This is a genomic window from Vibrio sp. GJ43-1 (assembly GCF_055808835.1).
Map to the genome: position 1 here is coordinate 2,219,531 of NZ_CM147884.1, position 25,130 is coordinate 2,244,660.

At 41.9% G+C, this 25,130-nt stretch carries 32 protein-coding genes and 1 pseudogene; all 33 read right to left on the minus strand.

Features of this window, described 5'->3' with window-relative positions; translation table 11 throughout:
• Window positions 1-461 precede the first annotated feature (461 nt).
• Window positions 462-857, minus strand: coding sequence for a hypothetical protein (locus AC0L66_RS10615; RefSeq protein ID WP_130249714.1), 396 nt, complete (start codon window positions 855-857; stop codon window positions 462-464).
• Between the two features lie 167 nt (window positions 858-1,024).
• Window positions 1,025-1,234 carry a DUF3955 domain-containing protein gene (locus AC0L66_RS10620; protein WP_473567242.1) on the minus strand — a complete coding sequence of 70 codons (210 nt, stop codon included), beginning with the start codon at window positions 1,232-1,234 and terminating at the stop codon, window positions 1,025-1,027.
• A gap of 207 nt (window positions 1,235-1,441) precedes the next feature.
• On the minus strand, window positions 1,442-2,119 hold the full coding sequence (locus AC0L66_RS10625) for a hypothetical protein (RefSeq protein ID WP_473567244.1): 678 nt from the start codon (window positions 2,117-2,119) through the stop codon (window positions 1,442-1,444).
• 156 nt (window positions 2,120-2,275) lie between these two features.
• Window positions 2,276-2,516, minus strand: a pseudogene (locus AC0L66_RS10630) (hypothetical protein).
• Between the two features lie 1,009 nt (window positions 2,517-3,525).
• Window positions 3,526-4,320, minus strand: coding sequence for a carbon-nitrogen hydrolase family protein (locus tag AC0L66_RS10635; protein WP_265678031.1), 795 nt, complete (start codon window positions 4,318-4,320; stop codon window positions 3,526-3,528).
• A 563-nt stretch (window positions 4,321-4,883) separates the two neighbouring features.
• Entirely contained in the window at window positions 4,884-5,264 is a 381-nt protein-coding gene (locus AC0L66_RS10640; protein WP_473567246.1) for a hypothetical protein, read from the minus strand.
• A 589-nt stretch (window positions 5,265-5,853) separates the two neighbouring features.
• On the minus strand, window positions 5,854-6,165 hold the full coding sequence (locus AC0L66_RS10645) for a cupin (RefSeq protein ID WP_473567248.1): 312 nt from the start codon (window positions 6,163-6,165) through the stop codon (window positions 5,854-5,856).
• Window positions 6,166-6,329: 164 nt separating this feature from the next.
• Window positions 6,330-6,680 carry a RidA family protein gene (locus tag AC0L66_RS10650; protein WP_473567249.1) on the minus strand — a complete coding sequence of 117 codons (351 nt, stop codon included), beginning with the start codon at window positions 6,678-6,680 and terminating at the stop codon, window positions 6,330-6,332.
• Window positions 6,681-7,535: 855 nt separating this feature from the next.
• Window positions 7,536-8,276, minus strand: coding sequence for a hypothetical protein (locus AC0L66_RS10655; RefSeq protein WP_473567251.1), 741 nt, complete (start codon window positions 8,274-8,276; stop codon window positions 7,536-7,538).
• A gap of 166 nt (window positions 8,277-8,442) precedes the next feature.
• Window positions 8,443-8,811: a VOC family protein gene (locus AC0L66_RS10660; RefSeq protein WP_473567252.1), complete on the minus strand. Its 369-nt coding sequence runs from the start codon at window positions 8,809-8,811 to the stop codon at window positions 8,443-8,445.
• A gap of 168 nt (window positions 8,812-8,979) precedes the next feature.
• The gene (locus AC0L66_RS10665; protein WP_428750263.1) at window positions 8,980-9,285 is read right to left on the minus strand and encodes an NIPSNAP family protein; all 306 of its coding nucleotides are present in this window, start codon (window positions 9,283-9,285) and stop codon (window positions 8,980-8,982) included.
• 128 nt (window positions 9,286-9,413) lie between these two features.
• Window positions 9,414-9,737, minus strand: a complete 324-nt coding sequence (locus AC0L66_RS10670) for an antibiotic biosynthesis monooxygenase (protein ID WP_265678088.1) — start codon at window positions 9,735-9,737, stop codon at window positions 9,414-9,416.
• Between the two features lie 576 nt (window positions 9,738-10,313).
• The gene (locus tag AC0L66_RS10675) at window positions 10,314-10,736 is read right to left on the minus strand and encodes an SMI1/KNR4 family protein (RefSeq protein ID WP_473567253.1); all 423 of its coding nucleotides are present in this window, start codon (window positions 10,734-10,736) and stop codon (window positions 10,314-10,316) included.
• 123 nt (window positions 10,737-10,859) lie between these two features.
• The gene (locus tag AC0L66_RS10680) at window positions 10,860-11,324 is read right to left on the minus strand and encodes a GNAT family N-acetyltransferase (protein ID WP_428755031.1); all 465 of its coding nucleotides are present in this window, start codon (window positions 11,322-11,324) and stop codon (window positions 10,860-10,862) included.
• Between the two features lie 163 nt (window positions 11,325-11,487).
• Window positions 11,488-12,063 (minus strand): NAD(P)H-dependent oxidoreductase, encoded by a 576-nt coding sequence (locus AC0L66_RS10685; protein WP_265678028.1) that lies wholly within the window; start codon window positions 12,061-12,063, stop codon window positions 11,488-11,490.
• Between the two features lie 41 nt (window positions 12,064-12,104).
• Complete coding sequence (locus AC0L66_RS10690) at window positions 12,105-12,467, minus strand: MerR family transcriptional regulator (RefSeq protein ID WP_473567255.1); 363 nt, start codon at window positions 12,465-12,467, stop codon at window positions 12,105-12,107.
• 580 nt (window positions 12,468-13,047) lie between these two features.
• On the minus strand, window positions 13,048-13,437 hold the full coding sequence (locus tag AC0L66_RS10695; RefSeq protein ID WP_473567256.1) for a GFA family protein: 390 nt from the start codon (window positions 13,435-13,437) through the stop codon (window positions 13,048-13,050).
• A 133-nt stretch (window positions 13,438-13,570) separates the two neighbouring features.
• Entirely contained in the window at window positions 13,571-14,083 is a 513-nt protein-coding gene (locus tag AC0L66_RS10700) for a hypothetical protein (RefSeq protein WP_473567258.1), read from the minus strand.
• Between the two features lie 152 nt (window positions 14,084-14,235).
• Window positions 14,236-14,541 carry an NIPSNAP family protein gene (locus AC0L66_RS10705; protein WP_473567260.1) on the minus strand — a complete coding sequence of 102 codons (306 nt, stop codon included), beginning with the start codon at window positions 14,539-14,541 and terminating at the stop codon, window positions 14,236-14,238.
• 167 nt (window positions 14,542-14,708) lie between these two features.
• A complete protein-coding gene (locus AC0L66_RS10710; protein WP_473567261.1) occupies window positions 14,709-15,077 on the minus strand; it encodes a VOC family protein in 369 nt (122 codons plus the stop codon).
• A 385-nt stretch (window positions 15,078-15,462) separates the two neighbouring features.
• Window positions 15,463-15,615: a GFA family protein gene (locus AC0L66_RS10715; protein WP_473569232.1), complete on the minus strand. Its 153-nt coding sequence runs from the start codon at window positions 15,613-15,615 to the stop codon at window positions 15,463-15,465.
• 199 nt (window positions 15,616-15,814) lie between these two features.
• On the minus strand, window positions 15,815-16,243 hold the full coding sequence (locus AC0L66_RS10720; RefSeq protein WP_473567263.1) for a GNAT family N-acetyltransferase: 429 nt from the start codon (window positions 16,241-16,243) through the stop codon (window positions 15,815-15,817).
• A 130-nt stretch (window positions 16,244-16,373) separates the two neighbouring features.
• Window positions 16,374-16,760: a tautomerase family protein gene (locus AC0L66_RS10725; protein ID WP_112417450.1), complete on the minus strand. Its 387-nt coding sequence runs from the start codon at window positions 16,758-16,760 to the stop codon at window positions 16,374-16,376.
• A 206-nt stretch (window positions 16,761-16,966) separates the two neighbouring features.
• Window positions 16,967-17,215, minus strand: a complete 249-nt coding sequence (locus tag AC0L66_RS10730) for an antibiotic biosynthesis monooxygenase family protein (protein ID WP_473567264.1) — start codon at window positions 17,213-17,215, stop codon at window positions 16,967-16,969.
• Window positions 17,216-17,361: 146 nt separating this feature from the next.
• On the minus strand, window positions 17,362-18,231 hold the full coding sequence (locus AC0L66_RS10735; protein ID WP_473567266.1) for a hypothetical protein: 870 nt from the start codon (window positions 18,229-18,231) through the stop codon (window positions 17,362-17,364).
• 149 nt (window positions 18,232-18,380) lie between these two features.
• A complete protein-coding gene (locus AC0L66_RS10740; RefSeq protein ID WP_473567260.1) occupies window positions 18,381-18,686 on the minus strand; it encodes an NIPSNAP family protein in 306 nt (101 codons plus the stop codon).
• A 184-nt stretch (window positions 18,687-18,870) separates the two neighbouring features.
• Window positions 18,871-19,269, minus strand: coding sequence for a GFA family protein (locus AC0L66_RS10745; RefSeq protein ID WP_473567267.1), 399 nt, complete (start codon window positions 19,267-19,269; stop codon window positions 18,871-18,873).
• Window positions 19,270-19,361: 92 nt separating this feature from the next.
• On the minus strand, window positions 19,362-20,240 hold the full coding sequence (locus AC0L66_RS10750; RefSeq protein ID WP_473567269.1) for a hypothetical protein: 879 nt from the start codon (window positions 20,238-20,240) through the stop codon (window positions 19,362-19,364).
• Window positions 20,241-21,265: 1,025 nt separating this feature from the next.
• Window positions 21,266-21,688 carry an SMI1/KNR4 family protein gene (locus tag AC0L66_RS10755; protein ID WP_473567271.1) on the minus strand — a complete coding sequence of 141 codons (423 nt, stop codon included), beginning with the start codon at window positions 21,686-21,688 and terminating at the stop codon, window positions 21,266-21,268.
• A gap of 158 nt (window positions 21,689-21,846) precedes the next feature.
• On the minus strand, window positions 21,847-22,065 hold the full coding sequence (locus tag AC0L66_RS10760; protein WP_265676643.1) for a DUF6500 family protein: 219 nt from the start codon (window positions 22,063-22,065) through the stop codon (window positions 21,847-21,849).
• A 643-nt stretch (window positions 22,066-22,708) separates the two neighbouring features.
• A complete protein-coding gene (locus AC0L66_RS10765; protein ID WP_473567273.1) occupies window positions 22,709-23,206 on the minus strand; it encodes a DUF2867 domain-containing protein in 498 nt (165 codons plus the stop codon).
• A 116-nt stretch (window positions 23,207-23,322) separates the two neighbouring features.
• Complete coding sequence (locus AC0L66_RS10770; RefSeq protein WP_473567274.1) at window positions 23,323-23,856, minus strand: GNAT family N-acetyltransferase; 534 nt, start codon at window positions 23,854-23,856, stop codon at window positions 23,323-23,325.
• Between the two features lie 39 nt (window positions 23,857-23,895).
• Window positions 23,896-25,076, minus strand: a protein-coding gene (locus AC0L66_RS10775) for an IS3-like element ISVisp1 family transposase (RefSeq protein ID WP_473567276.1) whose coding sequence is annotated in 2 segments (ribosomal slippage) — window positions 23,896-24,791 and window positions 24,791-25,076 — 1,182 coding nt in all. Because the reading frame shifts where the segments join, the coding sequence is not laid out codon by codon here.
• Window positions 25,077-25,130 lie beyond the last annotated feature (54 nt).

The following is a 25,130-nucleotide window of genomic DNA, read 5'->3' on the forward strand; positions in this document are numbered from 1 at the left end:
CTACGCCCCTATTCTTTTATTTGCACCAAGATGCTCATTGGTTGCTGTAAACCAAATTACTATCACCAAACCGTACTTGATAGCTGACAGAACTGACATATTTCGAGTAATGCGAGTTGGCGCGAAAAAGACACCACCGAAGTCACCAAAAAACGGGTTGAGGAAGATGTGACTTTCGTTGCTCACGGACGGACACAAAAAGCAGTTTCGCTAAACCTCGAGGGCTAAAGCGAATGACTCTTTCGCGCTGCCACCGGAAAGAAAGTTAAGCAGTGGGGCTTGTCGCTGCATAGTTAAAGGGACAATGATTTGACCACTAAATTTCTAAGTGCAACTAACGCCTTGTTAAGGTGTGAGGCACGCATACCGAAGCTCCCGTATAACACCTTAAACACTAAAACCAACGCATAGTAAAAATGCCACGCGTGCCGAATCACTCTTGAACAATTTGTTATATTTTCCTAAAAGTTAACGACATCACTTGCCTTTAATTTAGTACCATCTCCTTGGATCACTTCTCGGACATTAATTAAAAACTGTTTAGTTGAAGGCGACTTTTTATTGTGAGACAACAATTTATGTAACTCTTGAACTTCATCTTCGGGTAGCCATAATGTCGCCTCCCAGGTTAACCTGTTTAATCTCGACTTATCTACTGGCTTTTTTACCCATTCAGATAGAAGCTCTGCAACCAATGCAGCTTGTTCTCTTTTTTTACTATTAAAAGCGAGTTTTGATTTATAGTCCTCGATTGATTTATTAACACAATAATCAATGACTTTTTTTATCACATAACCTATAGCAGATAGAACAATTGTCGCACTGCTCATCAATTTTAAAATTTCTAAATAGTCCATAAATACCAATTACTAATGTGAAAAATATAACGCCCTGCTAAGTGGCGCTAACGATTAACTTGCCACGCACACGTAACTTCAAACCAAACCCGCCAAGCTTATGGCGTCCACTTAAGCTGTTTGTTATAACGAAGCATCCTCGTGTGCTTGTGGCTTAGCTATCCTGTTTACTGAGCCTTTCTATGTTTGACGAAGGTGACAACCAAAGCCACCAACGCCAGTAGCTGAAAAAACCAAAATAAAGGAATGAACCCAAATGGCTCTACTAAAAAACCGTTCTCATCTATGGATGAACCGATGATGTTATAAGCAATTTTACACAAAATACCGCTGATACAGAAAAGGACGCTTATTTTATACTTACGGAGAAAATTCATCGCAGCCTCAATATTTGAACATAAAAAATGTTAGACAATTGGGAAGAGTATATAATTCCCCTCAATAAGTGTAATTGGACAGACAAGTTATAACGCCCGGTTAAGTGGTGAGTGACCCACCACCGAACCAAATTTAAGCACCGTAATCACACAAGCCAAAATTGACGCCAAAAGTGCCGAGCGTTACGAATCCACTTGAACCGTTTGTTAAGTAGCATTGTACGCCACAGCCTTGATCCAACCGTCTAAGTTCTTGCTGTATCTATTAATGAATTTGAGGTGTTCTGAGAACAAATCGTAACGCTCCTTTTCATACCCTCCTGCAACGTACAATTGTCTAGTTGAGGGTTTGATTTTCGAGTGCAGTAGCAAGAATGATGAGTGGCTATAACCATTGTAAAAGCTCTTTGCACCAACAAGGAACTCGACACCACCTTGATTCAAACCAAGTAGCTCCTTGTTCTTTACGACCAAATCAATGACCTTGTGTGCTTTAGTATGTGCAGATTGATTTAGGTAGTCCTTATAAAAATCAAATTTGTGCTTACCATTAGGTACTGATAACTCAACTTCTTTTTTCAAAAGTGCAGAATAGCAAAGGGACTCGTAGGATATACGCATACTATTGCCAGCAGGAGCAACACGCCCTAAAACGAGAAGTTGAGTCGCTGTAACAGCTGACTCAATAGCTAAAGACAAATACCCTGAGACCGTAGATGCTCTTGTAGAGCTATCATTGTGACATGGTGATGCCTCTAGCAATTTGAATGCACCTGAAAACACTTCAGATAGCTCAGATATCTCACTTTCAAAATCACACATAAAGTCATTTCTAGACTCTACGTCATCTGAAGATATGGATTTGTAGATTTCTTTATATTCCACGGAACTACCTTTGATACTTAACGCTTTGTTAAGTAGCAGCTAACTTCCACTACACTCAAACAAAACCACCTTAATCACTAAACTCAACCAAACCTAAATCGCCAAACGTTAGCTGTCTGCTTGAACAATTTGTTAGCTCTCTTTATATCGCATAAGCTATTGAAATTCTTGACCATGATTTTCTATGGTTGCTTTGCCACAAATAGTACAAACAACATACCTGTCAGTTAACTCTAAAGAAGCACCTCCAGGTAAAGAAGCTGCGGAACCACTAAAGAAGCCATCTAAAAATGCTTTGAACTGTTCTTTTTGGACTTGCCGTATTTCGATGGCTTTTGCTTCATAGCCTCTTTGTGTTCAGTGTCCTTCCCACATTTTCGCAAAACCTCGTGTTCATAATACCCTCTGAATCAATTGCTACCGAGAACGTCAAATCCACCACAACTTTTGACTTTGTGATGAAATTCATAAGAGAGCTAACGCCCTGCTAAGTGGCGCTAACGATTAACTTACCAAGCGCACTTAACTTCAAACCAAAACCGCCAAGCTTATGGCGTCCACTTGAGTAGTTTGTTAGTTGCCTACGCCCTATTCTCTTATTTGCACCAAGGTGCTCATTGCTTGCCGCAAACTAAATTACTACCACCACGCCGTGCTTGATAGCTGACAGAACTGACATATTTCGATAAATGCGAGTTGGCGCGAAAAAGACCCCACCGAAGTCACTGAAAAACGGGTTGAGGAAGATGTGACTTTCGTTGCCCACGGACGGACACCAAAAGCAGTTCCGCGAAACCTCGAGGACTAAAGCGAATGACGCTTTCACGCTGCCACCGGAAAGAAAGTTAAGCAGTGGGGCTTGTCACTGCATAGCTGAAGGGACAATGATTTGACCACTAAATTTCTAAGTGCAACTAACGCCCTGCTAAGTGGCGCTAACGATTAACTTACCAAGCGCACTTAACTTCAAACCAAAACCGCCAAGCTTATGGCGTCCACTTGAGTAGTTTGTTAGTTGCCTACGCCCTATTCTCTTATTTGCACCAAGGTGCTCATTGCTTGCCGCAACCACCACGCCGTGCTTGATAGCTGACAGAACTGACATATTTCGATAAATGCGAGTTGGCGCGAAAAAGACCCCACCGAAGTCACTGAAAAACGGGTTGAGGAAGATGTGACTTTCGTTGCCCACGGACGGACAAAAAAAGCAGTGCCGCGAAACCTCGATGGCTAAAGCGAACGACTAATTGGTGCTGCCACCGGAAAGAAAGTTAAGCGGTGGGGCTTGTCGCTGCATAGCTAAAGAGACAATGATTTGACCACTAAATTTCTGAGTGCAACTAACGCTAAGCTAAGTTGCAGCTAACGCAACACTGCACTCAACCTAACCACAGTAATCACAAAACTCAACCAAACTGAAAATGCCACGCGTTAGCTGTCAAATTGAGCGCCTTGTTATGTTTTGAAGCGCCCACTGTACTAAACGTGATAGTACACAATACAACACATTCCTCTACGGACTCTGAACTCGTAACCAATTTGCCTTCATTATTCCATACAGCGTTGTTGCCACAAACCGACCAGCCACCCGTTGGTGAAATATGATTACTTAGCAGTACAGGCATGCCATTAGTAGCGGCAATGTCGGAGAGCAACTTAGCATCAGTAGAATAGCCCGCTGTCGAAATCAGAGCACTCACTAAATAAACGTCAGCACCCAACCGTTTGGCTCTTTCAGCGTGTTCAGGGCATGAGAAATCAGCACAAATTGCCAACGCAACTTTATAACCTTTGATAGTTAGAAAATAATCTTCAGAGCCCGATGAACAATACTCATGCTCACCGTCATGCAGGTGCTGTTTATCGTAAAATTCGACGTTACCATCAGGATGGCAAACCACAGCGCCAATAGATGGTTTTAGGGAGTCGCCAGAAACAAGCGGACAACCAACGATAACCGAAATATTGTGCTTACTCGCAGCTTGAGATAGGTGCGAAAAATTAGAAGGTAATTTGCCTAGAGCTAACTTTGCTAAGGATTTTAACTCGTAGCCCGTCAATGACAATTCAGGAAACACCACCAAGTCGGCACCAAGCGATACTGACGCTTCTATCGCAACAAGGTGTTGCTCAATATTTGCGACAATATCCTCTTTGAACACTGGAACTTGAGCCAAGCTAATATTAATTGAAGATGCCAAGTTTTCTCCTTAAAACATAACGCCTTGCTAAGTTGCAGCTAACCGCCACGACACTCAAGCAAAGCCACCATAATCACTAAACTCAATTCAAACCAAAATCGACGAACGTTAGCTGTCTGCTTGAGCAATTTGTTAGCTTTTTGCGTGCGATGTAGCCGACGTTTGGCACCAAGATTTTAAAGAAACGCTCCAAAACCGACGCCGCCAACGCACCCAATGCAGAAGCATTGAACTTTCCACCAACTTGCTGCCAAAGATGGCGTTACTTAAAGGCAACTCACGGCTCTAGCGCTGAAGCTGACAACCAAGTGCACCGTGCACAAATTTGATTGAAGCCCTTTCCAAGTAAAAGAAACAGCACGCGCGGTTTTGCGATTTGGCACTGACGAGCAGATGTAAAGCTAGAACGATGAACCCGTACACCAATAAACTAAACCGTGAAAGCTAACGCCGCGTTAAGTAGTGAGCGACGCCACCACCCAACCTAAACCATTGCACCGTAAACACAAAATTCGACTTAAACTGAAAATGCCGAGCGTTGCGAATCTGCCTTAAACGCCTTGTTATATTTCTATACGCCACTCTGAAATCTTGTCACCTTCTTCCGTTGTAGCTTCATATGGCTGTACATTTTTGTGAGGTTGACTAACATTAAACGGCACATCTAAGTCATCTAAAAATATGATATGTTCTTGAAACACTAATTCATGCCCTAGAGGGTAGCAAACCCATGAACGAATAAAATTACTATTCTCGGGATCGGTTATTGATACTATAAATGATACAGCACTTCCTCTCTTTAATACGTCCTCCGCTGTTCTCCAGTGTTCAAAGTAATCATCAATGCTCCAGAAACTTAATTCAGCTATAAAACTCTCTTGATAAGAGCCGATTACAACCTTCCCCTTCCCATCAGCATTAAGTAAAAAACTAAAATTGCTCATATCAGCCTCGAAAATATAACGCCTTACTAAGCGGCGCTTGCGACTAACTAACCAAGCGCACGCAACTCCAAACCAAAACCGCCAAGCGTATGGCGTCCGTTTGAGTAACTTGTTAGAAACTCACTCGCCGTGAACGAACGTCTTACAACACTGACAAAGCAACTACTGCCGTTAAACTCAAAGCAACTGGGTTGCTGCACGTTGCTCTTAACTAGAGCATACTTTCAACATTGTTTACACTTGAGGTTTGCTAGAACAAGCTACCCGTATAACTCTCGGTGAAGGTAATTGCCACTAGAACAACGAGTTGGATGTGACCAAATACAATGGCATATTACCCTTGCGCCAAAACTAAATGGCGACAACACCAAAGAAACTGCGATGACCAACACGAATTTGATGCTTAGATTGTGCTCTCCGCATCAGCGAACGACGAACCAATTACTACCATTTGCTTTATGTTCCAGCAACCTTTCTAACGCCTTGCTAAGTTGCAGCTAACGAACGCAACGCCCGAGCAAAGCCACGTAATCACTGAACTCAACCAAACCAAAATCGCCGAGCGTTAGCTGTCTACTTGAGCAATTTGTTATACGCTACCTTCGCTCTCTACTACTAGCACCCTTGCAACACCAACTGGATGAGCCACATGCTCGGTGCCAACAGACGCATAGAAAATGTCACCTACATATAGCAGAGTCGACTTTTCTGAACCGTTCTCTTTGTAAAACATTTCTACTGAACCATCTAAGACAACAAAAACCTCTTCACCATCATTTGTATGCCACTTATATGGTTGATCTGTCCAATGCAATCGAGTGGTAATGCCATTCATACATGCTATGTCTTTAGCACCCCACGCTCGCTCAGCGACAAACGCTTTGCCTCGAATTATCTCCACAACCAATCCCTTTTATCGATGAACTCAAAAAGCGTATAACGCCCGCTTAAGTTGTGAGTTACGCACCACTGAAGCCAAATTTTAAACCGTAATCACCCAAACCAAAATTAACGCCAAAACCGCCAAGCGTTACGAATCAACTTGAAGCGTTTGTTAGCAGTGTTCTAACGTCTTACCGCCGTTACTGTGACTTCAATAAGTATGTCACCTTCTAACGCAACACCTAGGCACGCTCGCTGAGGCCAGTGTTCTGGGTTTTCACTCAACCACTCACACCAGACTTTATCCATTTTAGGTTTATCAGGCATATTCGCGATAAACACCTGTGCACTTACTATTTGAGTTTTATCAGAACCTAGCTCTTCAAGGTTTTGTTCTATCGTCTCTAGCGTCAGTTTAGTTTGACCTACTATGTCAAAAGAAGTGTCTGATGATGTTGCTACCGTCCATACCAAATCTTTATATGCTGAGGACTTATTTCTGCCTTGATAGACACCACACTTCCTTTCAATCATTGTGTTCTCCTTGAACTGCTAACGCCCTGCTAAGTGGCGCTAACAATTAACTTACCAAGCGCACTTAACTTCAAACCAAAACCGCCAAGCTTATGGCGTCCACTTGAGTAGTTTGTTAGTTGCCTACGCCCCTATTCTCTTGTTTGCACCAAGGCGCTAACTGCTTGCTGTAAAACAAATTACTATCACCACGCCGTATTTGATAGCTGACAGAACTGACATCTTTCGATTAATGCGAGTTGGCGCGAAAAAGACCCCACCGAAGTCACTGAAAAACGGATTAAGGAAGATGTTACTTCCGTTGCACACGGACGGACACAAAAAGCAGTTCCGCGAAACCTCGAGGGCTAAAGCGAACGGCTAACTGGCGCTGCCACCGGAGAGAAAGTAAAGCAGTGGGGCTTGTCGCTACATAGCTAAAGGGACAATGATTTGACCACCAAATTTCTAAGTGCAACTAACGCCCTGCTAAGTGGCGCTAATGATTAACTTACCAAGCGCACTTAACTTCAAACCAAAACCGCCAAGCTTATGGCGTCCACTTGAGTAGTTTGTTAGTTGCCTACGCCCCTATTCTTTTATTTGCACCAAGATGCTCATTGCTTGCTGTAAACCAAATTAATATCACCACGCCGTACTTGATAGCTGACAGAACTGACATCTTTCGGTTAATGCGAGTTGGCGCGAAAAAGACCGCACCGAAGTCACTGAAAAACGGATTGAGGAAGATGTGACTTTCGTTGCCCACGGACGGACACAAAAAGCAGTGCCGCGAAACCTCGAGGGCTAAAGCGAACGACTAATTGGTACTGCCACCGGAAAGAACGTTAAGCAGTGGGGCTTGTAGCTACATAGCTAAAGGGACAATGATTTGACCACTAAATTTCTAAGTGCAACTAACGCCTGCTTAAGTGGTGAGTAACGCACCATAAAACTTAAACGACCACCGTAAACACATAAGCCGACAGTTACACCAAAATTGCCAAGCGTTACGAATCCACTTGAAGCACTTGTTATGCCCTTTTCACCCACGGACTCTACTTGAGTATTTAGAATTTGATGCATCATGATTAAACAGAACTTCACACCGTCTTTTTCTGTGACCATATCCTTTAGGTAGATTCTATTTTCACCATACTCTAGAGGGAATTTTATGCTCATGTAGGTCATTCGTTTTTTATCTGACTCCCAGAATCGATATTTAACCTCTTTAGAGCCAGCGTATTTTTTGAGGAACTTGTCGATTGTTAGCCCCTCTCGTTGCCAGTTTACAAGCTCTCTACTAACCCAAACATCATCCCATGTGTCGAAAAAGGGGAAGTGAGCCAATATATTGCGAACGAACTTAAACATAGGACCACCAATCTCCGACTCCATTGGAGGGCGTTTTAGTTTCAAAGCTTCAAGAACATATCGGAATGGTTCATATGACAAGATTTCAGCGTAAACAGCAAAAACACTCGATAGTCTGCTAAACCTATAGCGAGAGCCTTTATCCCAAAATTCATCAGCCATGACCTCATCGAAAAGATCATAGAATCGGTTGTATCCCAAGCTAAGAAATTGTTCTTCGGATCTGGTGGGTCTTAATTCCATTGTCTATTTTCCCTGAGACTCCCGGAGGCATAACGCCTGCTTAAGTGGTGAGTGACGCACCACCAAACTTAAATTGACCACCGTAAACACATAAGCCGACAGTTACACCAAAATTGCCAAGCGTTACGAATCCACTTGAAGCATTTGTTATATGCCTTACGACTTACTACATTGAAACCGCTTCTATCTTGTTACCATCAAGGTCTCGGACGAAAGCAGCGTAGTAGCTTTCTCCATACTCCGGACGTAAACCGGGCTTCCCTTCGCATATTGCACCTAACTTAACGGCTATTGCGTAAAAGTTATCAACTGCCTCTTGATTGCAAGCATTAAAGGCTATGTGAGTTCCATTACAATTTGACGCATAACCTTCCGACGGTAGACCAACCCAAAACTCGAAGTTGGTACCGTAAGCTGCCGCGACACCTTCAATTAGGTGCGTTCGATTAATAGATAGAGTTTCAAACACAGCGTCGTAGAAATTCACTGCTGATTCGATATTTTTAACTCCAACGGAGACATGATTTAAAATCATTGAAATTCCTTTTATTCATCAAAACTCAAGAGGCATATAACGCCCGCTTAAGTTGTGAGTTACGCACCACTGAAGCCGAATTTTAAACCGTAATCACCCAAACCAAAATTAACACCAAAACCGCCAAGCGTTACGAATCAACTTGAAGCGATTGTTAGGTGCGTACTATCAGTTAAACACTGGTCTAAAGAAACTACGTTCTACACTTAAAACACAGCGTGTATCGTCTGCAAACTTAAATGCTTTAATACACTCACTATCAGCTAGTGACTTATTACGGTACGCCTCGTAGTCCGCTAGACTTGGAAAAGTAAATAGCGCTAGAGCTACGTTATTTGCACCCTCTGAAGGTAGAAAATACCCGTTATGCTGCCCACCTAATCGGGTAACCAACGGTATCCACATTTTTGCATACTCTTCAAACTCAGATACTTTGAAAGGGTCGATAATATACCGAACGTAACATGTAACCATTGTGTTCAATTCCTTTTGATTGATGAGCACCTAACGCCCTGCTAAGTGGCGCTGACGACTAACTTTACCAAACACTCATAATTTCAAACCAAAACCGCGATACGTTACGCGTCCACTTGAGCAGTTTGTTAGCACTCGACTGCCAGCGAGGTTTGTAGGAAGTCATCACTAACTTCAAGTTTATAAACAGTATTTGATTTAACTAGACACTCACGCATTTCCTTACGTGAGATCTCGAAGAGTTTATTTGTGAATTGATGGTCTTTTTCCCATTGATCACGACTTGGCCATTGGGCATAACCTACCATTACATTTAGCTTGTCTGAACGATGAAGACGAGAACCAAAGCTGCCACAATGCTGGTAGATTGACTTTGTTACTTCAAGCCATGCTTCGCGAAACCTTGATTCCGTTCCATCACGAATTTCAAACTCATAGACTGCGATAAACATCCTGTTTCTCCTCTGAGTGCTAACGCCCTGCTAAGTGGCGCTAACAATTAACTTACCAAGCGCACTTAACTTCAAACCAAAACCGCCAAGCTTATGGCGTCCACTTGAGTAGTTTGTTAGTTGCCTACGCCCCTATTCTTTTATTTGCACCAAGATGCTCATTGCTTGCTGTAAACCAAATTACTATCACCACGCCGTACTTGATAGCTGACAGAACTGACATCTTTCGGTTAATGCGAGTTGGCGCGAAAAAGAAACCACTGAAGTCACTGAAAAACGGGTTGAGGAAGATGTTACTTTCGTTGCTCACGGACGGGCACAAAAAGCAGTTCCGCGAAACCTCGAGGGCTAAAGCGAATGACTCTTTCGCGCTGCCACCGGAAAGAACGTTAAGCAGTGGGGCTTGTCGCTGCATAGCTAAAAAGACAATGATTTGACCACTAAATTTCTAAGTGCAACTAACGCCCTGTTAAGGTGTGAGCAACGCAATGCCGATGCTGCCGTAAACCACCTTAATCACTTAAACCAACGCATAGTAAAAATGCCACGCGTTGCGAATCACTCTTAAACAGATTGTTAACTGCGTACCTCAAAGAGTTCCATAAAACACTTAAAATTTGGAGAAATACGTCGCCAATAGACGTCGTCCCACAAAATTATGGGTGGTTCACAACCGTCGCGAAAATCTAAACAAAAAGGTGCGCCATCAGATGAATAGCCAAAACAGACTATCTTAGAAAAGTCTGTAATGTCGCAAATCTCACCAGGATAACCACTTAACTCAGAGCTGCCATAATAACCATCAGGCACAAAATCACTTTTGAGAGCTTCAGTACAACGCAGAACCTCATCTTTAGATGAACATAATTGACCTAACTCTGTCTCTAGATGATTGCCGTAAGAGTCAGACTTCTGTTTGAGCGAAAAGCTACCAACTTCAATTTGGTACAAACGAGAGCCCATCACTTCAATTAAAAAATCCGGAAGCTCTAATCTCATGATTCCTCCAAGCAGTTAACGCCCTGCTAAGTGGCGCTAACGATTAACTTTCCAAGCGCACTTAACTTCAAACCAAAACCGCCAAGCTTATGGCGTCCACTTAAGCAGTTTGTTATGTACTTGCTATCGCAGATATTTCTGCCAATGCTGTAAGCCCTTTTGTTCAACTTGGTAGTCTTTAAAGTCACAGGAGCGATAAAGCCTTTTCGCAACTGTATTTTCGTCATCGACTTCCAGAGTTATTTTAAGAACACCACACTCTTGGCAATACCGCTCTATACCATGAAGTAGAACTTTACCTACACCCTGACCTCGAAAGTTATCAGACACCATGAAATCGTGAATATTGATAACTTTCTTTGCTCGATATGTGGAGTAAGATTCAAAACAGACAGCAAATCCCGCTGGCTGATTTTCAAAGAAACAGAGAAAACCATGAAAATATGGCAGCTCAAATAAATTCTTTACAGTATTAGGATCTATTTCTGCTGATAGTTTTGACGAATACTCATCAAATAAGGTCTTAAATAGTATGTAGTGTACGCCTTGTCTTATATCTACATGTACAACTGAAGTGTTCAAATCCATTTCTCCGTGAAAGTACATAACGCCCGGTTAAGTGGTGAGTAACGCACCACCGAACCAAATTTAAACCACCGTAATCACACAACCCCAAATTGACGCAAAAAATGCCGAGCGTTACGAATCCACTTGAACCGTTTGTTAGTTGCATTTTTCACATAGGTATAATTTATAGGAGCTTACCCGCTTGTTTAGAAACTTTACTTAGCCATTTCTGCCTTGTCTCAGAACTTGATCCTACAACTGGGCCAAAGTAGGTAGCCGAGTGATTTTTTATACCAGAGAAATCAAGGATTGACTTTTTTAATTGTTTATAAATTGCATTGCCTTTGAAATACTTATACCAAAATGGTGGTGTATCCAATGTAATATAGAGCTCTGAACTTCGCCCTAAAAGCAACTTCTCAGGGAACGCCTTACCATCGACATATTTAAAGGCAAAGTTTGGCAGAAATACTCTATCAATTAGTCCTTTAAATTTTGCTGGCAAAGTTCCCCACCAAACAGGTGTTACGATTACAATGTGCTCTGACCACAAAATTAGTTCTTGAAAGTACAATAGATCTTTCTCTAACACGGGTGATGTGTCGTACCCTCTGTCTAAGCTGATTTCGAAATCCATCTCACTAACATGAAGCAGTTTGACGTCATGTGTCAAAGCGGCTTCAAGAGCGTATTTGTTCGCTAGAGACTTACAGAAACTTTGGTTCTTTGGGTTAGCATTTATAACCAGTACTTTTTTCATAAGATAAACATCCATAGTGAAGAAAAGTACAGTTTAAGGTCTTACCTAAAGGTCAGAGTCAACCCCTTTACGCACACATCAATCGACTGCCGATATTTCAAGATTTTTTCTCTTTGCACTTCAAGCTGTCGGATCTGACACTCAACATCTTGTTGCTTCCCAGTTAAAAAATCTCTTACTACAGCCCAATCGAAGTCATCGTTTCCATCTTTCAAGTTCACTATTTCAGAAAGCTTAATTCCAAGAGTTTGTGCTTCCTTGATCATCTTTATAAGGTTGATATTAGTATCCGAGTACACTCTATACTTTCCTGAACGTGAAACACTCAGTAAACCTAGCGATTCATATAGCCTAATTGCTCTTTGTGTTGCACCAGACAATTGAGATGCTTCCTTGATATACACTTTAATCTCCAACAATGGTGACTCATGCAACTAACGCCCTGCTAAGTGGCGCTGACGATTAACTTACCAAGCGCACTAAACTTCATACCAAAACCGCCAAGCTTATGGCGTCCACTTGAGTAGTTTGTTAGTTGCCTACGCCCCTATTCTTTTATTTGCACCAAGGTGCTGACTGCTTGCCGTTAGCTAAATTACTATCACCACGCCGTGCTTGATAGCTGACAGAACTGACATCTTTCGATTAATGCGAGTTGGCGCGAAAAAGACCGCACCGAAGTCACTGAAAAACGGATTGAGGAAGATGTTACTTTCGTTGCTCACGGACGGACACAAAAAGCAGTTCCGCGAAACCTCGAGGGCTAAAGCGAATGACGCTTTCGCGCTGCCACCGGAAAGAAAGTTAAGCAGTGGGGCTTGTCGCTGCATAGCTAAAGGGACAATGATTTGACCACTAAATTTCTAAGTGCAACTAACGCCGGGCATAAGGTGCACCAACACCGAGCAGGCCAAGCGCACTGAACTCCATACCAAAACCGCCGAGTGTAACGTGTCACCTTGATGCCTTTGTTAGGTGATTTTTTCAGTGCTCATTTTGAGGAAGACCATCGGTGATTTCATAGTAATCCCCCTTCTCAGCAACAAAGATATGTTGCCCAAGACTTGTCCCTGTTGGCGTATCAAATGCTCCCAGAGATATGCCTGTCCAATGGTGTTTGCCTGTATCAAGGGGATCAAAGAACAAAGATGAACCACACTTCGAACAAAATCCTCGTCTAACTTTTTCAGATGAGTGGTGCCAAGATAGGTTTTCAGACCCATAAATTGATAATGAATCACGCGGCACCTCAGCACTAGCCAAAAAGTGTCCTGTCCATTTTCGACACTGATTACAATGGCAAGCATCCGTTGTTTCAAGAGCACCTGAAACTTCAAATTTTACAGCACCACAAAGACAAGATCCTTTATACATTTGATACTCCATTTAGAGAGTGTTTTCGGATTTCTCTATCACCTAACGCCCGCTTCAGCGGACAGAAATTGTTGGCTAAAATTTGTGAGGAACGAACAATAGCCAACTGTTGACGTTCCGTTTAAAGCGCTTGTTATGTGTTTGAATACACGGCGAACTTTTTCTTAAATGTTTCTGGCCACTGACTTTCATCAGCTCCCCAAAGGTCTATAAACTCAAAGTACTCTTTATTGAGTTCTGATTTTTCACCGTTAGCTAAGTTAGTTTCATAAACTTGGTAATGCAGACTCTCTTTGGCTTTAAACTCAATAACATCAGAGTTTAGTTTTTCACGCTTTGCACACAAAGCTAGTTTATTGTAGATTTTATATATACTCAGATTTATAAATGCTAGTTGAATTTCCTTACACTTGTGACTGAATGTTTTCTTATTAATATTGACAACTTTGGGGATCAAAGTAACTTCACAATGCTCCCTCAGCTCATTATATCGCCCAGCTTTTTGATAATAAGGAATTACCTTAATTACTTCCGCATCTGATACATCATCGGAATCAAAGAGCTGATTCAAAAGAAGTATTGCATCATCAAATTTCTTAGACTTAGCTAAGGAGGTCGCTTTTTTTACAAGCTCATAAGTTTCCATAATACCCCTCGATAAAACACATAACGCCCGCTTAAGTTGTGAGTTACGCACCACTGAAGCCGAATTTTAAACCGTAATCACCCAAACCAAAATTAACACCAAAACCGCCAAGCGTTACGAATCAACTTGAAGCGATTGTTAGGTGCGTACTATCAGTTAAACACTGGTCTAAAGAAACTACGTTCTACACTTAAAACACAGCGTGTATCGTCTGCAAACTTAAATGCTTTAATACACTCACTATCAGCTAGTGACTTATTACGGTACGCCTCGTAGTCCGCTAGACTTGGAAAAGTAAATAGCGCTAGAGCTACGTTATTTTCACCCTCTGAAGGTAGAAAATACCCGTTATGCTGCCCACCTAATCGGGTAACCAACGGTATCCACATTTTTGCATACTCTTCAAACTCAGATACTTTGAAAGGGTCGATAATATACCGAACGTAACATGTAACCATTGTGTTCAATTCCTTTTGATTGATGAGCACCTAACGCCTACTTAAGTGGTGAGTGACGCACCACCAAACTTAAATTGACCACCGTAAACACATAAGCCGACAGTTACACCAAAATTGCCAAGCGTTACGAATCCACTTGAAGCATTTGTTATATGCCTTACGACTTACTACATTGAAACCGCTTCTATCTTGTTACCATCAAGGTCTCGGACAAAAGCAGCGTAGTAGCTTTCTCCATACTCAGGGCGTAAACCTGGCTTCCCTTCGCATATTGCACCTAACTTAATGGCTATTGCGTAAAAGTTATCAACTGCCTCTTGATTGCAAGCATTAAAGGCTATGTGAGTTCCATTACCATTTGACACATTACCTTCCGACGGTAGACCAACCCAAAACTCGAAGTTGGTGCCGTAAGCTGCCGCGACACCTTCAATTAGGTGCGTTCGATTAATAGATAGAGCTTCAAACACAGCGTCGTAGAAATTCACTGCTGATTCGATATTTTTAACTCCAACGGAGACATGATTTAAAATCATTGAAATTCCTTTTATTCATCAAAACTCAAGAGGCATATAACGCCTTGTTAAGTAGCAGCTAACTGCCACCACACCCAAACAAAGCCACCGTAATCACTAAACTCAACCAAACCAAAATCGCCGACTGTTAGCTGTCTGCTTGAACAATTTGTTATGTTTCTTTGCTCTTGTGGGCGAGTTTGTGGGCATGTTGCTCCCACTCTCTCCCGTCAAACTCCGATACCACAACCTTTGAAATTGGAGTGTCGATACAATTGATATTCACGTCCACTCCATCGGGGTTTGAGCGCGGAATGTAGAAGAGGCTTACAACCACATGTGGTACAGAAAAAGTGCTTAGCGACATTCGTATTAAACGTGTAAGTACTTAAACAATCCTGTCCCTTCAACAAGAAAATTTCGAGTTAGGTACTATCAAATGAAGAAAGCCTGACTTTTTACATATTGAGCAATTGCATAAGTCAGCCTCAATAACTTCGGGAGCTTCAACTGAAAACTGAACTTCTCCACAATGACAACTTCCTTGATATTCCATCATTTCCTCGTTGAAACATAACGCACGCTTAAGTTGTGAGTTACGCACCACTGAAGCCAAATTTTAAACCGTAATCACACAAACCAAAATTCCCACCAAAACCGCCAAGCGTTACGAATCAACTTGAAGCGCTTGTTAGGCATCTAGGGCTAGTTGCCAGTACCCAACGGAAACTTCTTGCCCAAACTTAACTCCGATTCGGTCAAACTCGCCAACCTTTTTTAAAGCCCACACTCTCATGTAATGCAATACTGCTTGGGTTTGGTAGGGCGATTACACCTATAGCATTTTTAATGCCTTTACTTTTTAAGGAAGCGAGTAAATAGGTGTACAGAGCTTTACCAATCCCTTTACCAATGTTGTTAACGGCAATATATATAGAGGGTTCAACGGTATATTTATATGCGGAACGTTTGTTCCATTGGCCAGCATAAGCATAACCTTCAATTTGTCCGTTGGTTTCGGCGACAAGCCAAGGTAAACCTGCCGAGGTAACAATTTCAATTCGCTCTTTTAATGTCGCAGCGTTGATCGGTGTTTCTTCAAACGACACAGATGTAGTTTCGACGTAGTGGTTATAAATAGCCACCATTTGCTGAATATCGGACTCAACTATTTCTCTAATTATCATGCATCCTCCATGATGCCTAACGCCTTGCTAAGTTGCAGCTAACGAACACAACACCCGAGCAAAGCCACGTAATCACTGAACTCAACCAAACCAAAATCGCCGAGCGTTAGCTGTCGACTTGAGCAATTTGTTATACGTTGACCCGATATTTGAGATCCTGCGCCTCATCCCCTGTCATGCCACGAAAACCCCAACAATGTGCTGGTTGCTCTTTGATTGTGATTTCAATGTCCACTGGCGAAATACCTAGCTCAGTTTCAATTCGATTGAAAAGTTCTTTAATTAATGCTTTCTTAGTATCCGGTTTCCTACCTTCCATCATGTTAATCTCGATTACTGTATATGAGTCACTTCTATCGGCAGGAAAATAGAAGTCTTCTTTATCGAGCGGAACAATTCGATGAGCACGCTTACTAGCTGGAAGCGTCAATATATCAGTCATACAAGACTGAATAACATCAGATAACTTTGCCTTAATTGGATTTAGTCTATCTCTAATTCCGTAGATGATTATCATCGTTTCTCCTTAAACGTATAACGCCTTGTTAAGTAGCAGCTAACTACCACTACACCCAAACAAAGCCACCGTAATCACTAAATTCAACCAAACCAAAATCGCCAAACGTTAGCTGTCTGCTTGAACAATTTGTTAGCACTTTTCCGCCAAAGAAGTTTGCAAAAAGTCATCGCTGACTTCGAGTTTATAAACGGTACTTGATTTCACTAAACACTCACGCATTTCCTTGCGTGAGATTTCAAGAGCTCATCTGTGAATTGATGGTCTTTTTCCCATTGCTCCCGACTTGGCCATTGGGCATAACCTACCATTACATTTGGCTTATCTGAACGATGAAGACGAGAACCAAAACTGCCACAATGCTGGTAGATTGACTTTGTTACTTCGAGCCATGCTTCGCGGAACCTTGATTCCGTTCCATCACGAATTTCAAACTCATAGACTGCGATAAACATCCTGTTTCTCCTCTGAGTGCTAACGCACGCTTAAGTTGTGAGTTACGCCCCATTGAACTTCACGTGGACACCATAATCACATAAACCCAAAATTGACACCAAAAGCACCGAGCGTTACGAATCAACTTAAAGCGTTTGTTAGAATTTTATCTGGAGAACTCTGTTACCCACAATGGGGAGTACTCTTCATTTTCATTGGCATGAACTTCATCACCAAGAACTGCATGCACATTTACCAAAGGAGCATCATCCATTTTCAAAACAATCGAGTAAGGTTGTCTTGTTAAAGCTTCTGATATTTTAGTTGATAAAGTTTCAGGCAAAATAGAGAGCAACTGATGAAACCTATCTGTGTCAAAATCAAAGGATGTAGCCAAGTAGTCATCTCCCCAACCGACATTGACGCACGCAGTGTATAAACCATCTTCAACCTTAGTTATCATCGGCAAACCAATTGGAATAAAAGAATGGAATATCCCACTCTTTGCACCAAGCTTTTTCATATAAAGCCCAAAATCAGGTTTGAAGTTAAATAAATGAGGTTTTGTGAAAGCTGTCGGGCTAAGGACTTTTTCTATCTCTAACCAATTCTTTTCCCAATTGGATATATTTAGATGCAGTATTGGCTCCATTTTATTTACATCAAAAACAGCAATTTCTTTACCATTACACAATGCATATTTTTCCGCTCGCACATTAGGGTGAATTGCATAACTAAAGGCTTGTTCAACATTTTTACCTTTGAGTATGTCTTGTTGAGGAGCTTTTGCATCTAAAACCCAGCGATACTCATTACTATTTACTTCCAGTAAGTAATCCGGAATTATAGAAACTTTATGCTTTTTCGTTCCGATATAAACGTAAGGATGCGTTAATGAGCGACTTCGTATCATCTTATGCTCGCCTCTGACTTTGTAACCAAGTCGACGTAACAACGGAGCTACAATATCTTCTCTAACTGCATCTTCTTTATATTCGGGATCTTCAAGTACCCCAACATCAAACTCTTCAAACATAATACTTACCTAAAATTCTAACGCCCGCTTAAGTTGTGAGTTACGCACCACTGAAGCCGAATTTTAAACCGTAATCACCCAAACCAAAATTAACACCAAAACCGCCAAGCGTTACGAATCAACTTGAAGCGATTGTTAGGTGCGTACTATCAGTTAAACACTGGTCTAAAGAAACTACGTTCTACACTTAAAACACAGCGTGTATCGTCTGCAAACTTAAATGCTTTAATACACTCACTATCAGCTAGTGACTTATTACGGTACGCCTCGTAGTCCGCTAGACTTGGAAAAGTAAATAGCGCTAGAGCTACGTTATTTTCACCCTCTGAAGGTAGAAAATACCCGTTATGCTGCCCACCTAATCGGGTAACCAACGGTATCCACATTTTTGCATACTCTTCAAACTCAGATACTTTGAAAGGGTCGATAATATACCGAACGTAACATGTAACCATTGTGTTCAATTCCTTTTGATTGATGAGCACCTAACGCCTTGTTAAGTAGCAGCTAACTGCCACTACACTCGAACAAAGCCACCGTAATCACTTAACTCAACCAAACCAAAATCACCAAACGTTAGCTGTCTGCTTGAACAACTTGTTATGCATACGTCTCCACGAAACGTACCCCGTTGGTCGCTCACAGCGGCATCTTCTCGAATTTAGGGATATTGTCACTTAAGAAACCCTCATCCCAATCAGCTCTTGAGCTAACAAAAACATGTGCCGATACACTTGTATTAGTAGCACCTGTTATTAAGCCTGCTGGTACCCAATATGAGTCACTACTGGTAGTTAAATTAGGAACTGGACTACCACATTGAGTACAGAACTCCGACTTGAAGCCTGATTTGGTGGAATAGGATTTAATTAAATGCTCACCCGAGCACCATCTGAAATTAGACGCTTTTACTATCAGTGCGGAATTAGACGAAGAACCTGAAACTTTTCGACATAGGGAACAATGGCATTGATAGATGGACGGTAGTTCGCTCAACAGTTCAAACGAAACATCACCGCACAAACAGCTTCCTTTCAATTTGGTTCTCCAAAACTAAATAGTATGCATAACGCCCGCTTAAGGGGTGAGTGAACGTGTGCCATGTTTGAGCAAAGCGAGTCGGCACGCGTTTACGAATCCCTCTTGAAGCGTTTGTTAGGTGACTTTTCACCGTCTGTATTCACCAACAAAATGGATAAGCCAGCATTAAAGTCATCAAACTCGATTATGTCTGACACATCATTGTTTAGAAACTCTTCAATATGTTCTATATGGTTTTCGAAGGGTAGCTTTTCTTGTGATTTCAATTTCCCACGAACACGTTCTAATAACCAGCGATGAGTACTCTCGGTGCTATTAAGTTTTGCTCCTATTTTAAAGTCAAACAAACCATCGAGAAAACCTTTTAAAGTCAATGTATTGATCATTTCTTGCTCGTACATCGAGTATTTTGAAAGATAACCATTAATGGCCAGAGTCGGGCTTTTAGTGGCTGGAGATGGGCAAGATATGAATTCAGCTATTGAGTGAGCAAGTTCTATACAACCACCTTTCTCATAGAAAACACCGTATGTACCAATAGAAGGAGAACTAAAGCCACTAAGAATATCTTTTGGTGGATGAAAACCTTTAACGCCAGTCACTTCAGGTCTACGACTAAGTAAATCCCATTGATTAAATTGACCTTTAAAATCAAGTTGAGAACCGTCTTGTGCAACATTTATCCATTTTGATACACCTTGTTTTTTGGCTTGCCAAAACGTTGCTCTCCACTCGTTTCGCAACTGGGAATGTGAAATAATCAACAAGTCAGAAATTTCACAAGTCTCATTTTTATTTGTAGGGCTTATGAAACTTACATTACATACACCACCACCATGAGTCTCATCAATAAACGTCGCACTAGATTCAGCTTGAATAGCTAACGCGAATTTTCTGAATAACGCTACTTCGTTATCAGAACTGAACTTCGTATTACTATAAAAATTGGAAATTATCTTATTTATCATTTTGCTTTGATTTTCCTATTTTCTTTCACCTAACGCCCTGCTAAGTGGCGCTAACGATTAACTTACCAAGCACACTTAACTTCAAACCAAAACCGCCAAGCTTATGGCGTCCACTTGAGTAGTTTGTTAGTTGCCTACGCCCCTATTCTTTTATTTGCACCAAGATGCTCATTGCTTGCTGTAAACCAAATTACTATCACCACGCCGTACTTGATAGCTGACAGAACTGACATCTTTCGGTTAATGCGAGTTGGCGCGAAAAAGAAACCACTGAAGTCACTGAAAAACGGGTTGAGGAAGATGTTACTTTCGTTGCTCACGGACGGGCACAAAAAGCAGTTCCGCGAAACCTCGAGGGCTAAAGCGAATGACGCTTTCGCGCTGCCACCGGAAAGAAAGTTAAGCAGTGGGGCTTGTCACTGCATAGCTAAAGGGACAACGATTTGACCACTAAATTTCTAAGTGCAACTAACGCCCTGCTAAGTGGCGCTGACGATTAACTTATCAAGCGCACTAAACTTCAAACCAAAACCGCCAAGCTTATGGCGTCCACTTGAGTAGTTTGTTAGTTGCCTACGCCCCTATTTTCTTATTTGCACCAAGATGCTCATTGCTTGCCGCAAACTAAATTACTATCGCCACGCCGTGCTTGATAGCTGACAGAACTGACATATTTCGATAAATGCGAGTTGGCGCGAAAAAGAACCCACCGAAGTCACTGAAAAACGGGTTGAGGAAGATGTGACTTTCGTTGCCCACGGACGGACAAAAAAAGCAGTGCCGCGAAACCTCGAGGGCTAAAGCGAATGACGCTTTCGCGCTGCCACCGGAAAGAAAGTTAAGCAGTGGGGCTTGTCGCTGCATAGCTAAAAAGACAATGATTTGACCACTAAATTTCTAAGTGCAACTAACGCCCTGTTAAGGTGTGAGCAACGCAATACCGATGCTTCCGCATACCACCTTAAACACCAAATGCAATGCATAGTAAAAATGCCACGCGTTGCGAATCACTCTTAAACAGATTGTTAACTGCGTACCTCAAAGAGTTCCATAAAACACTTAAAATTTGGAGAAATACGTCGCCAATAGACGTCGTCCCACCAAATTATGGATGGTTCACAACCGTCGCGAAAATCTAAACAAAAAGGTGCGCCATCAGATGAATAGCCAAAACAGACTATCTTAGAAAAGTCTGTAATGTCGCAAATCTCACCAGGATAACCACTTAACTCAGAGCTGCCATAATAACCATCAGGCACAAAATCACTTTTGAGAGCTTCAGTACAACGCAGAACCTCATCTTTAGATGAACATAATTGACCTAACTCTGTCTCTAGATGATTGCCGTAAGAGTCAGACTTCTGTTTGAGCGAAAAGCTACCAACTTCAATTTGGTACAAACGAGAGCCCATCACTTCAATTAAAAAATCCGGGAGCTCTAATCTCATGATTCCTCCAAGCAGTTAACGCCTTGTTAAGTAGCAGCTAACTGCCACTGCACTCAAGCAAAGCCACCGTAATCACTAAACCCAATTCAAACCAAAATCGCCGACTGTTAGCTGTCTGCTTGAACAATTTGTTATGGCTTGGACTGTCAGCAAAGGCTTTACTGCCCTGCCTCAACCATTGTCTTTATCTTCTTGGCTTTCTCGAAATGATCAAGTTTGTGCTCTTGTATCCACCACGTCGCCGCTTCCATTAGCAACTCAGGGTCATCATTTTTGTTGGCGAAAAATGCGTAAAACGATACGCCTACGTTCTCACCCTTTTGATCTAGTTTCTTTTGGCAAACTTCAATGACTTTGCGTCTTAATGAGTCACGCATATTTGAAAACCTGTAAATAATAAATGGGATACTCGACAAATAACTCATTGCTGAATGTGAGTTTATTGATATTAAATCTCGAGAGCCATAACGCCCTGCTAAGTGGCGCTGACGACCAACTTACCAAGCACACTTAACCTCAAACCAAAACCGCCAAGCTTATGGCGTCCACTTGAGTAGTTTGTTAGTTGCCTACGCCCCTACTCTCTTATTTGCACCAAAGATGCTCATTGCTTGCCGCAAGCTAAATTACTATCACCAAGCCATACTTGATAGCTGACAGAACTGATATATTTCGATTAATGCGAGTTGGCGCGAAAAAGAAACCACAGAAGTCACTGAAAAATGGATTGAGGACGATGTTACTTCCGTTGCTCACGGACGGACAAAAAAAGCCGTTCCGCGAAACCTCGATTGCGAAAGCGAATGACTCTTTCGCGCTGCCACCGGAAAGAAAGTTAAGCATTGGGGCTTGTAGCTACATAGCTAAAGGGACAATGATTTGACCACTAAATTTCTAAGTGCAACTAACGCCTTGTTAAGTAGCAGCTAACTACCACCACACTCAAACAAGACCACCGTAATCACTAAACTCAAGTCAAACCAAAATCGCCGACAGTTAGCTGTCTGCTTGAACAATTTGTTATGCCCGCTCTAAACCTTTCAGGGAACTAGGTACTATTATTTTATGAAATGGAGTGACGAAGAACATATAGACCTTACCAAACACGTTATTCACATGAACCACGGTATTGGCGTGAACAATTGCGGTTTTCCCTTCAGGTTCAACAAGAAAAGAAACTCGAACATCAAGATGTTTATCACAGTCTTCTAATACAACTTCGTTCGCAGTTGAACTGACCAGTGTAAAAATACCGACTCGTTCACCTACTACATATTCTGAAGCTAATTTATCTCGGGGGAGATCTTGTAGACCACCCAAGTCTTTTAAACCGAGTTTTGATACAACTGAGTTTCTCATAGACATCAGAAAGGCAATCCAAGTAGGAGTTTGAGCTGCTATTTCTAGAAACACTTCAATAGCAGATTGGTTGTTATATGCTATTTTTTTCGAAAAGCTATCACAGAAATATGAGTTTTTTGAATACTCGCTCAATATTGATTTCTTAGGTATAGACATAAACTCCCCTCCAAAGGGCATAACGCCCTGCTAAGTGGCGCTGACGATTAACTTACCAAGCGCACTTAACTTCAAACCAAAACCGCCAAGCTTATGGCGTCCACTTGAGTAGTTTGTTATGTGGCTAACGACTTGCCCAAACAAACAGACTTGCTTGCATGGACGTATTTTCCATAAGCGCTAACTTTTGAGTAACCATGTCGCTCGTAGAAACACACTGCATTGTCATTGACCTTGCGTGTTGAAAGTACTGAGCGCTTGTAACCTTTGATCACCGCACAACTCTCAAGCTGGGTGATTAGATAACTACCCGCTCCTCGGTACTTTGAGTACATTCGCTTCAACTCACAGGTATCACTGTCATGCTTACGAAATGAACCGCATGCGACAGCTTTTTCACTTTGATAGATGACTAAACAAATGTCAGTATCCAAACTAAAAGAATCCGCATGGAATGAATTCTCGCCAGAGTCTGATGTAAGAGCTCTAAGCTCTGAACTCAACTCTGCTACTAGATTTGAAAAATCCTTATCGCTTGGTGTTGTTTCCCTATATGTGAACTGCACGTAGCCTCCTGCCACATAACGCCGCAATAAGCGGTGAATGAACGTGTGCCATGCTTGAGCGTAAGCGAGTTGGCACGCGTTCATGAATGATCTTCACCCGATAAAATGGACACCCTATTATCTTTAACCCGTCGCTACTTCATATTCATGTGGGGTTCGATATCCAAGACTTGAGTGCAGTCTATAACGGTTATAAAAATGCTGGATATAATAAGCAAGTTTATCTCTAAGCTGCTTCTCACTTTTAAAGCTATTTTTCCTAATTATGTCGCCTTTGAGTGTATGGAAGAACGACTCTACCTCCGCATTATCAGTGCAATAACCTGGACGATTCATACTTGGGACAATTCCATTTTTTGATAATAAAGCTTGAACTTCATGGGCTCGATATTCAGAGCCTCTGTCGGTATGAAACAATAAGCGCTCTTGTGGCTTTCGATTTCTAATTGCCATTCTCAACGAACTCATCGTTAGCTGTGTACTCTTCTTACTACCAAGCGACCAACCGACGATTTTACGCGAGTAAAGGTCGATAACGACCGCTAGATACATCCAACGTTTACCTTGCTTTATATACGTTAGATCTCCAGACCATTGTTGATTAACTGCCGTTGGTTTTGGTGTGTCTTTTTTAATATTCTTAATCGATTGATAGAACCGATGTAGCTTGGCCATTTTTATGTAAATACGATAACTTCGCGCTCTCAGCCCTTGCTCTCTCATGATCCGAGCCACACGCTTGCGGCTAACCAAAACTCCTTGGCGCCTCAGCTCTGCATGAACTCGTGGACTACCGTAAGTCTCTCGACTCTGAGTAAACACTTTAATTATGCGCTTCTTCAAAGCCTGCTCTTCTTGATCGTAGCGGCTTGGCTCTCTATCAAGCCATGCGTAGTAACCCGACTTGGAAACAGATAGAAAACGACACATCAATACAATGGAATAACGCGTTTTGTAATGGGCTATGAATCGGAATTTTGTCGATTTTCTTGGGCAACGAATCGTTGCCACTTTTTTAGCAAGTCATTCTCGAGCTTAAGTTGTTCGTTCTGACGTTCAAGCTCTGCAATCCGACTAGACTCAGTTTTCTGACTCGGGATCTTAGTCCTTTTCTTACGTTTATCTTCCAAAATAACCCCTTCTCTATAGTCCTTTCGCCATTTAGAAAGCATATAAGGGTGGATATCCAATGATAGCGCCACGCTTTTAACTGTAGCTCCTTCTCGAAGCGAAAGTCGGACGGCAGTTACCTTAAATTCCGTGAGATATTGTTGAGTTTTTTTACCTGATTTATAAGCTGGCATAAACACCTCCAATTACAATTGAAGGTGTCCACTAGATCGGGTCAACTACAGAAT

Bases quoted from the DNA above. Each gene is read 5' to 3' on its own strand.
- AC0L66_RS10665 (WP_428750263.1), bottom strand. From the start codon at position 9,285: ATGGTTACATGTTACGTTCGGTATATTATCGACCCTTTCAAAGTATCT.
- AC0L66_RS10695 (WP_473567256.1), bottom strand. From the start codon at position 13,437: ATGTATAAAGGATCTTGTCTTTGTGGTGCTGTAAAATTTGAAGTTTCA.
- AC0L66_RS10700 (WP_473567258.1), bottom strand. From the start codon at position 14,083: ATGGAAACTTATGAGCTTGTAAAAAAAGCGACCTCCTTAGCTAAGTCT.
- AC0L66_RS10730 (WP_473567264.1), bottom strand. From the start codon at position 17,215: ATGTTTATCGCAGTCTATGAGTTTGAAATTCGTGATGGAACGGAATCA.
- AC0L66_RS10710 (WP_473567261.1), bottom strand. From the start codon at position 15,077: ATGATTTTAAATCATGTCTCCGTTGGAGTTAAAAATATCGAATCAGCA.
- AC0L66_RS10650 (WP_473567249.1), bottom strand. From the start codon at position 6,680: ATGATTGAAAGGAAGTGTGGTGTCTATCAAGGCAGAAATAAGTCCTCA.
- AC0L66_RS10660 (WP_473567252.1), bottom strand. From the start codon at position 8,811: ATGATTTTAAATCATGTCTCCGTTGGAGTTAAAAATATCGAATCAGCA.
- AC0L66_RS10620 (WP_473567242.1), bottom strand. From the start codon at position 1,234: ATGAATTTTCTCCGTAAGTATAAAATAAGCGTCCTTTTCTGTATCAGC.
- AC0L66_RS10770 (WP_473567274.1), bottom strand. From the start codon at position 23,856: ATGAACGCGTGCCAACTCGCTTACGCTCAAGCATGGCACACGTTCATT.
- AC0L66_RS10715 (WP_473569232.1), bottom strand. From the start codon at position 15,615: ATGATGGAATATCAAGGAAGTTGTCATTGTGGAGAAGTTCAGTTTTCA.
- AC0L66_RS10720 (WP_473567263.1), bottom strand. From the start codon at position 16,243: ATGATAATTAGAGAAATAGTTGAGTCCGATATTCAGCAAATGGTGGCT.
- AC0L66_RS10675 (WP_473567253.1), bottom strand. From the start codon at position 10,736: ATGAGATTAGAGCTTCCGGATTTTTTAATTGAAGTGATGGGCTCTCGT.
- AC0L66_RS10750 (WP_473567269.1), bottom strand. From the start codon at position 20,240: ATGATAAATAAGATAATTTCCAATTTTTATAGTAATACGAAGTTCAGT.
- AC0L66_RS10670 (WP_265678088.1), bottom strand. From the start codon at position 9,737: ATGTTTATCGCAGTCTATGAGTTTGAAATTCGTGATGGAACGGAATCA.
- AC0L66_RS10725 (WP_112417450.1), bottom strand. From the start codon at position 16,760: ATGATAATCATCTACGGAATTAGAGATAGACTAAATCCAATTAAGGCA.
- AC0L66_RS10735 (WP_473567266.1), bottom strand. From the start codon at position 18,231: ATGTTTGAAGAGTTTGATGTTGGGGTACTTGAAGATCCCGAATATAAA.
- AC0L66_RS10765 (WP_473567273.1), bottom strand. From the start codon at position 23,206: ATGTCTATACCTAAGAAATCAATATTGAGCGAGTATTCAAAAAACTCA.
- AC0L66_RS10615 (WP_130249714.1), bottom strand. From the start codon at position 857: ATGGACTATTTAGAAATTTTAAAATTGATGAGCAGTGCGACAATTGTT.
- AC0L66_RS10655 (WP_473567251.1), bottom strand. From the start codon at position 8,276: ATGGAATTAAGACCCACCAGATCCGAAGAACAATTTCTTAGCTTGGGA.
- AC0L66_RS10755 (WP_473567271.1), bottom strand. From the start codon at position 21,688: ATGAGATTAGAGCTCCCGGATTTTTTAATTGAAGTGATGGGCTCTCGT.
- AC0L66_RS10740 (WP_473567260.1), bottom strand. From the start codon at position 18,686: ATGGTTACATGTTACGTTCGGTATATTATCGACCCTTTCAAAGTATCT.
- AC0L66_RS10685 (WP_265678028.1), bottom strand. From the start codon at position 12,063: ATGAAAAAAGTACTGGTTATAAATGCTAACCCAAAGAACCAAAGTTTC.
- AC0L66_RS10680 (WP_428755031.1), bottom strand. From the start codon at position 11,324: ATGGATTTGAACACTTCAGTTGTACATGTAGATATAAGACAAGGCGTA.
- AC0L66_RS10760 (WP_265676643.1), bottom strand. From the start codon at position 22,065: ATGCGTGACTCATTAAGACGCAAAGTCATTGAAGTTTGCCAAAAGAAA.
- AC0L66_RS10640 (WP_473567246.1), bottom strand. From the start codon at position 5,264: ATGAGCAATTTTAGTTTTTTACTTAATGCTGATGGGAAGGGGAAGGTT.
- AC0L66_RS10705 (WP_473567260.1), bottom strand. From the start codon at position 14,541: ATGGTTACATGTTACGTTCGGTATATTATCGACCCTTTCAAAGTATCT.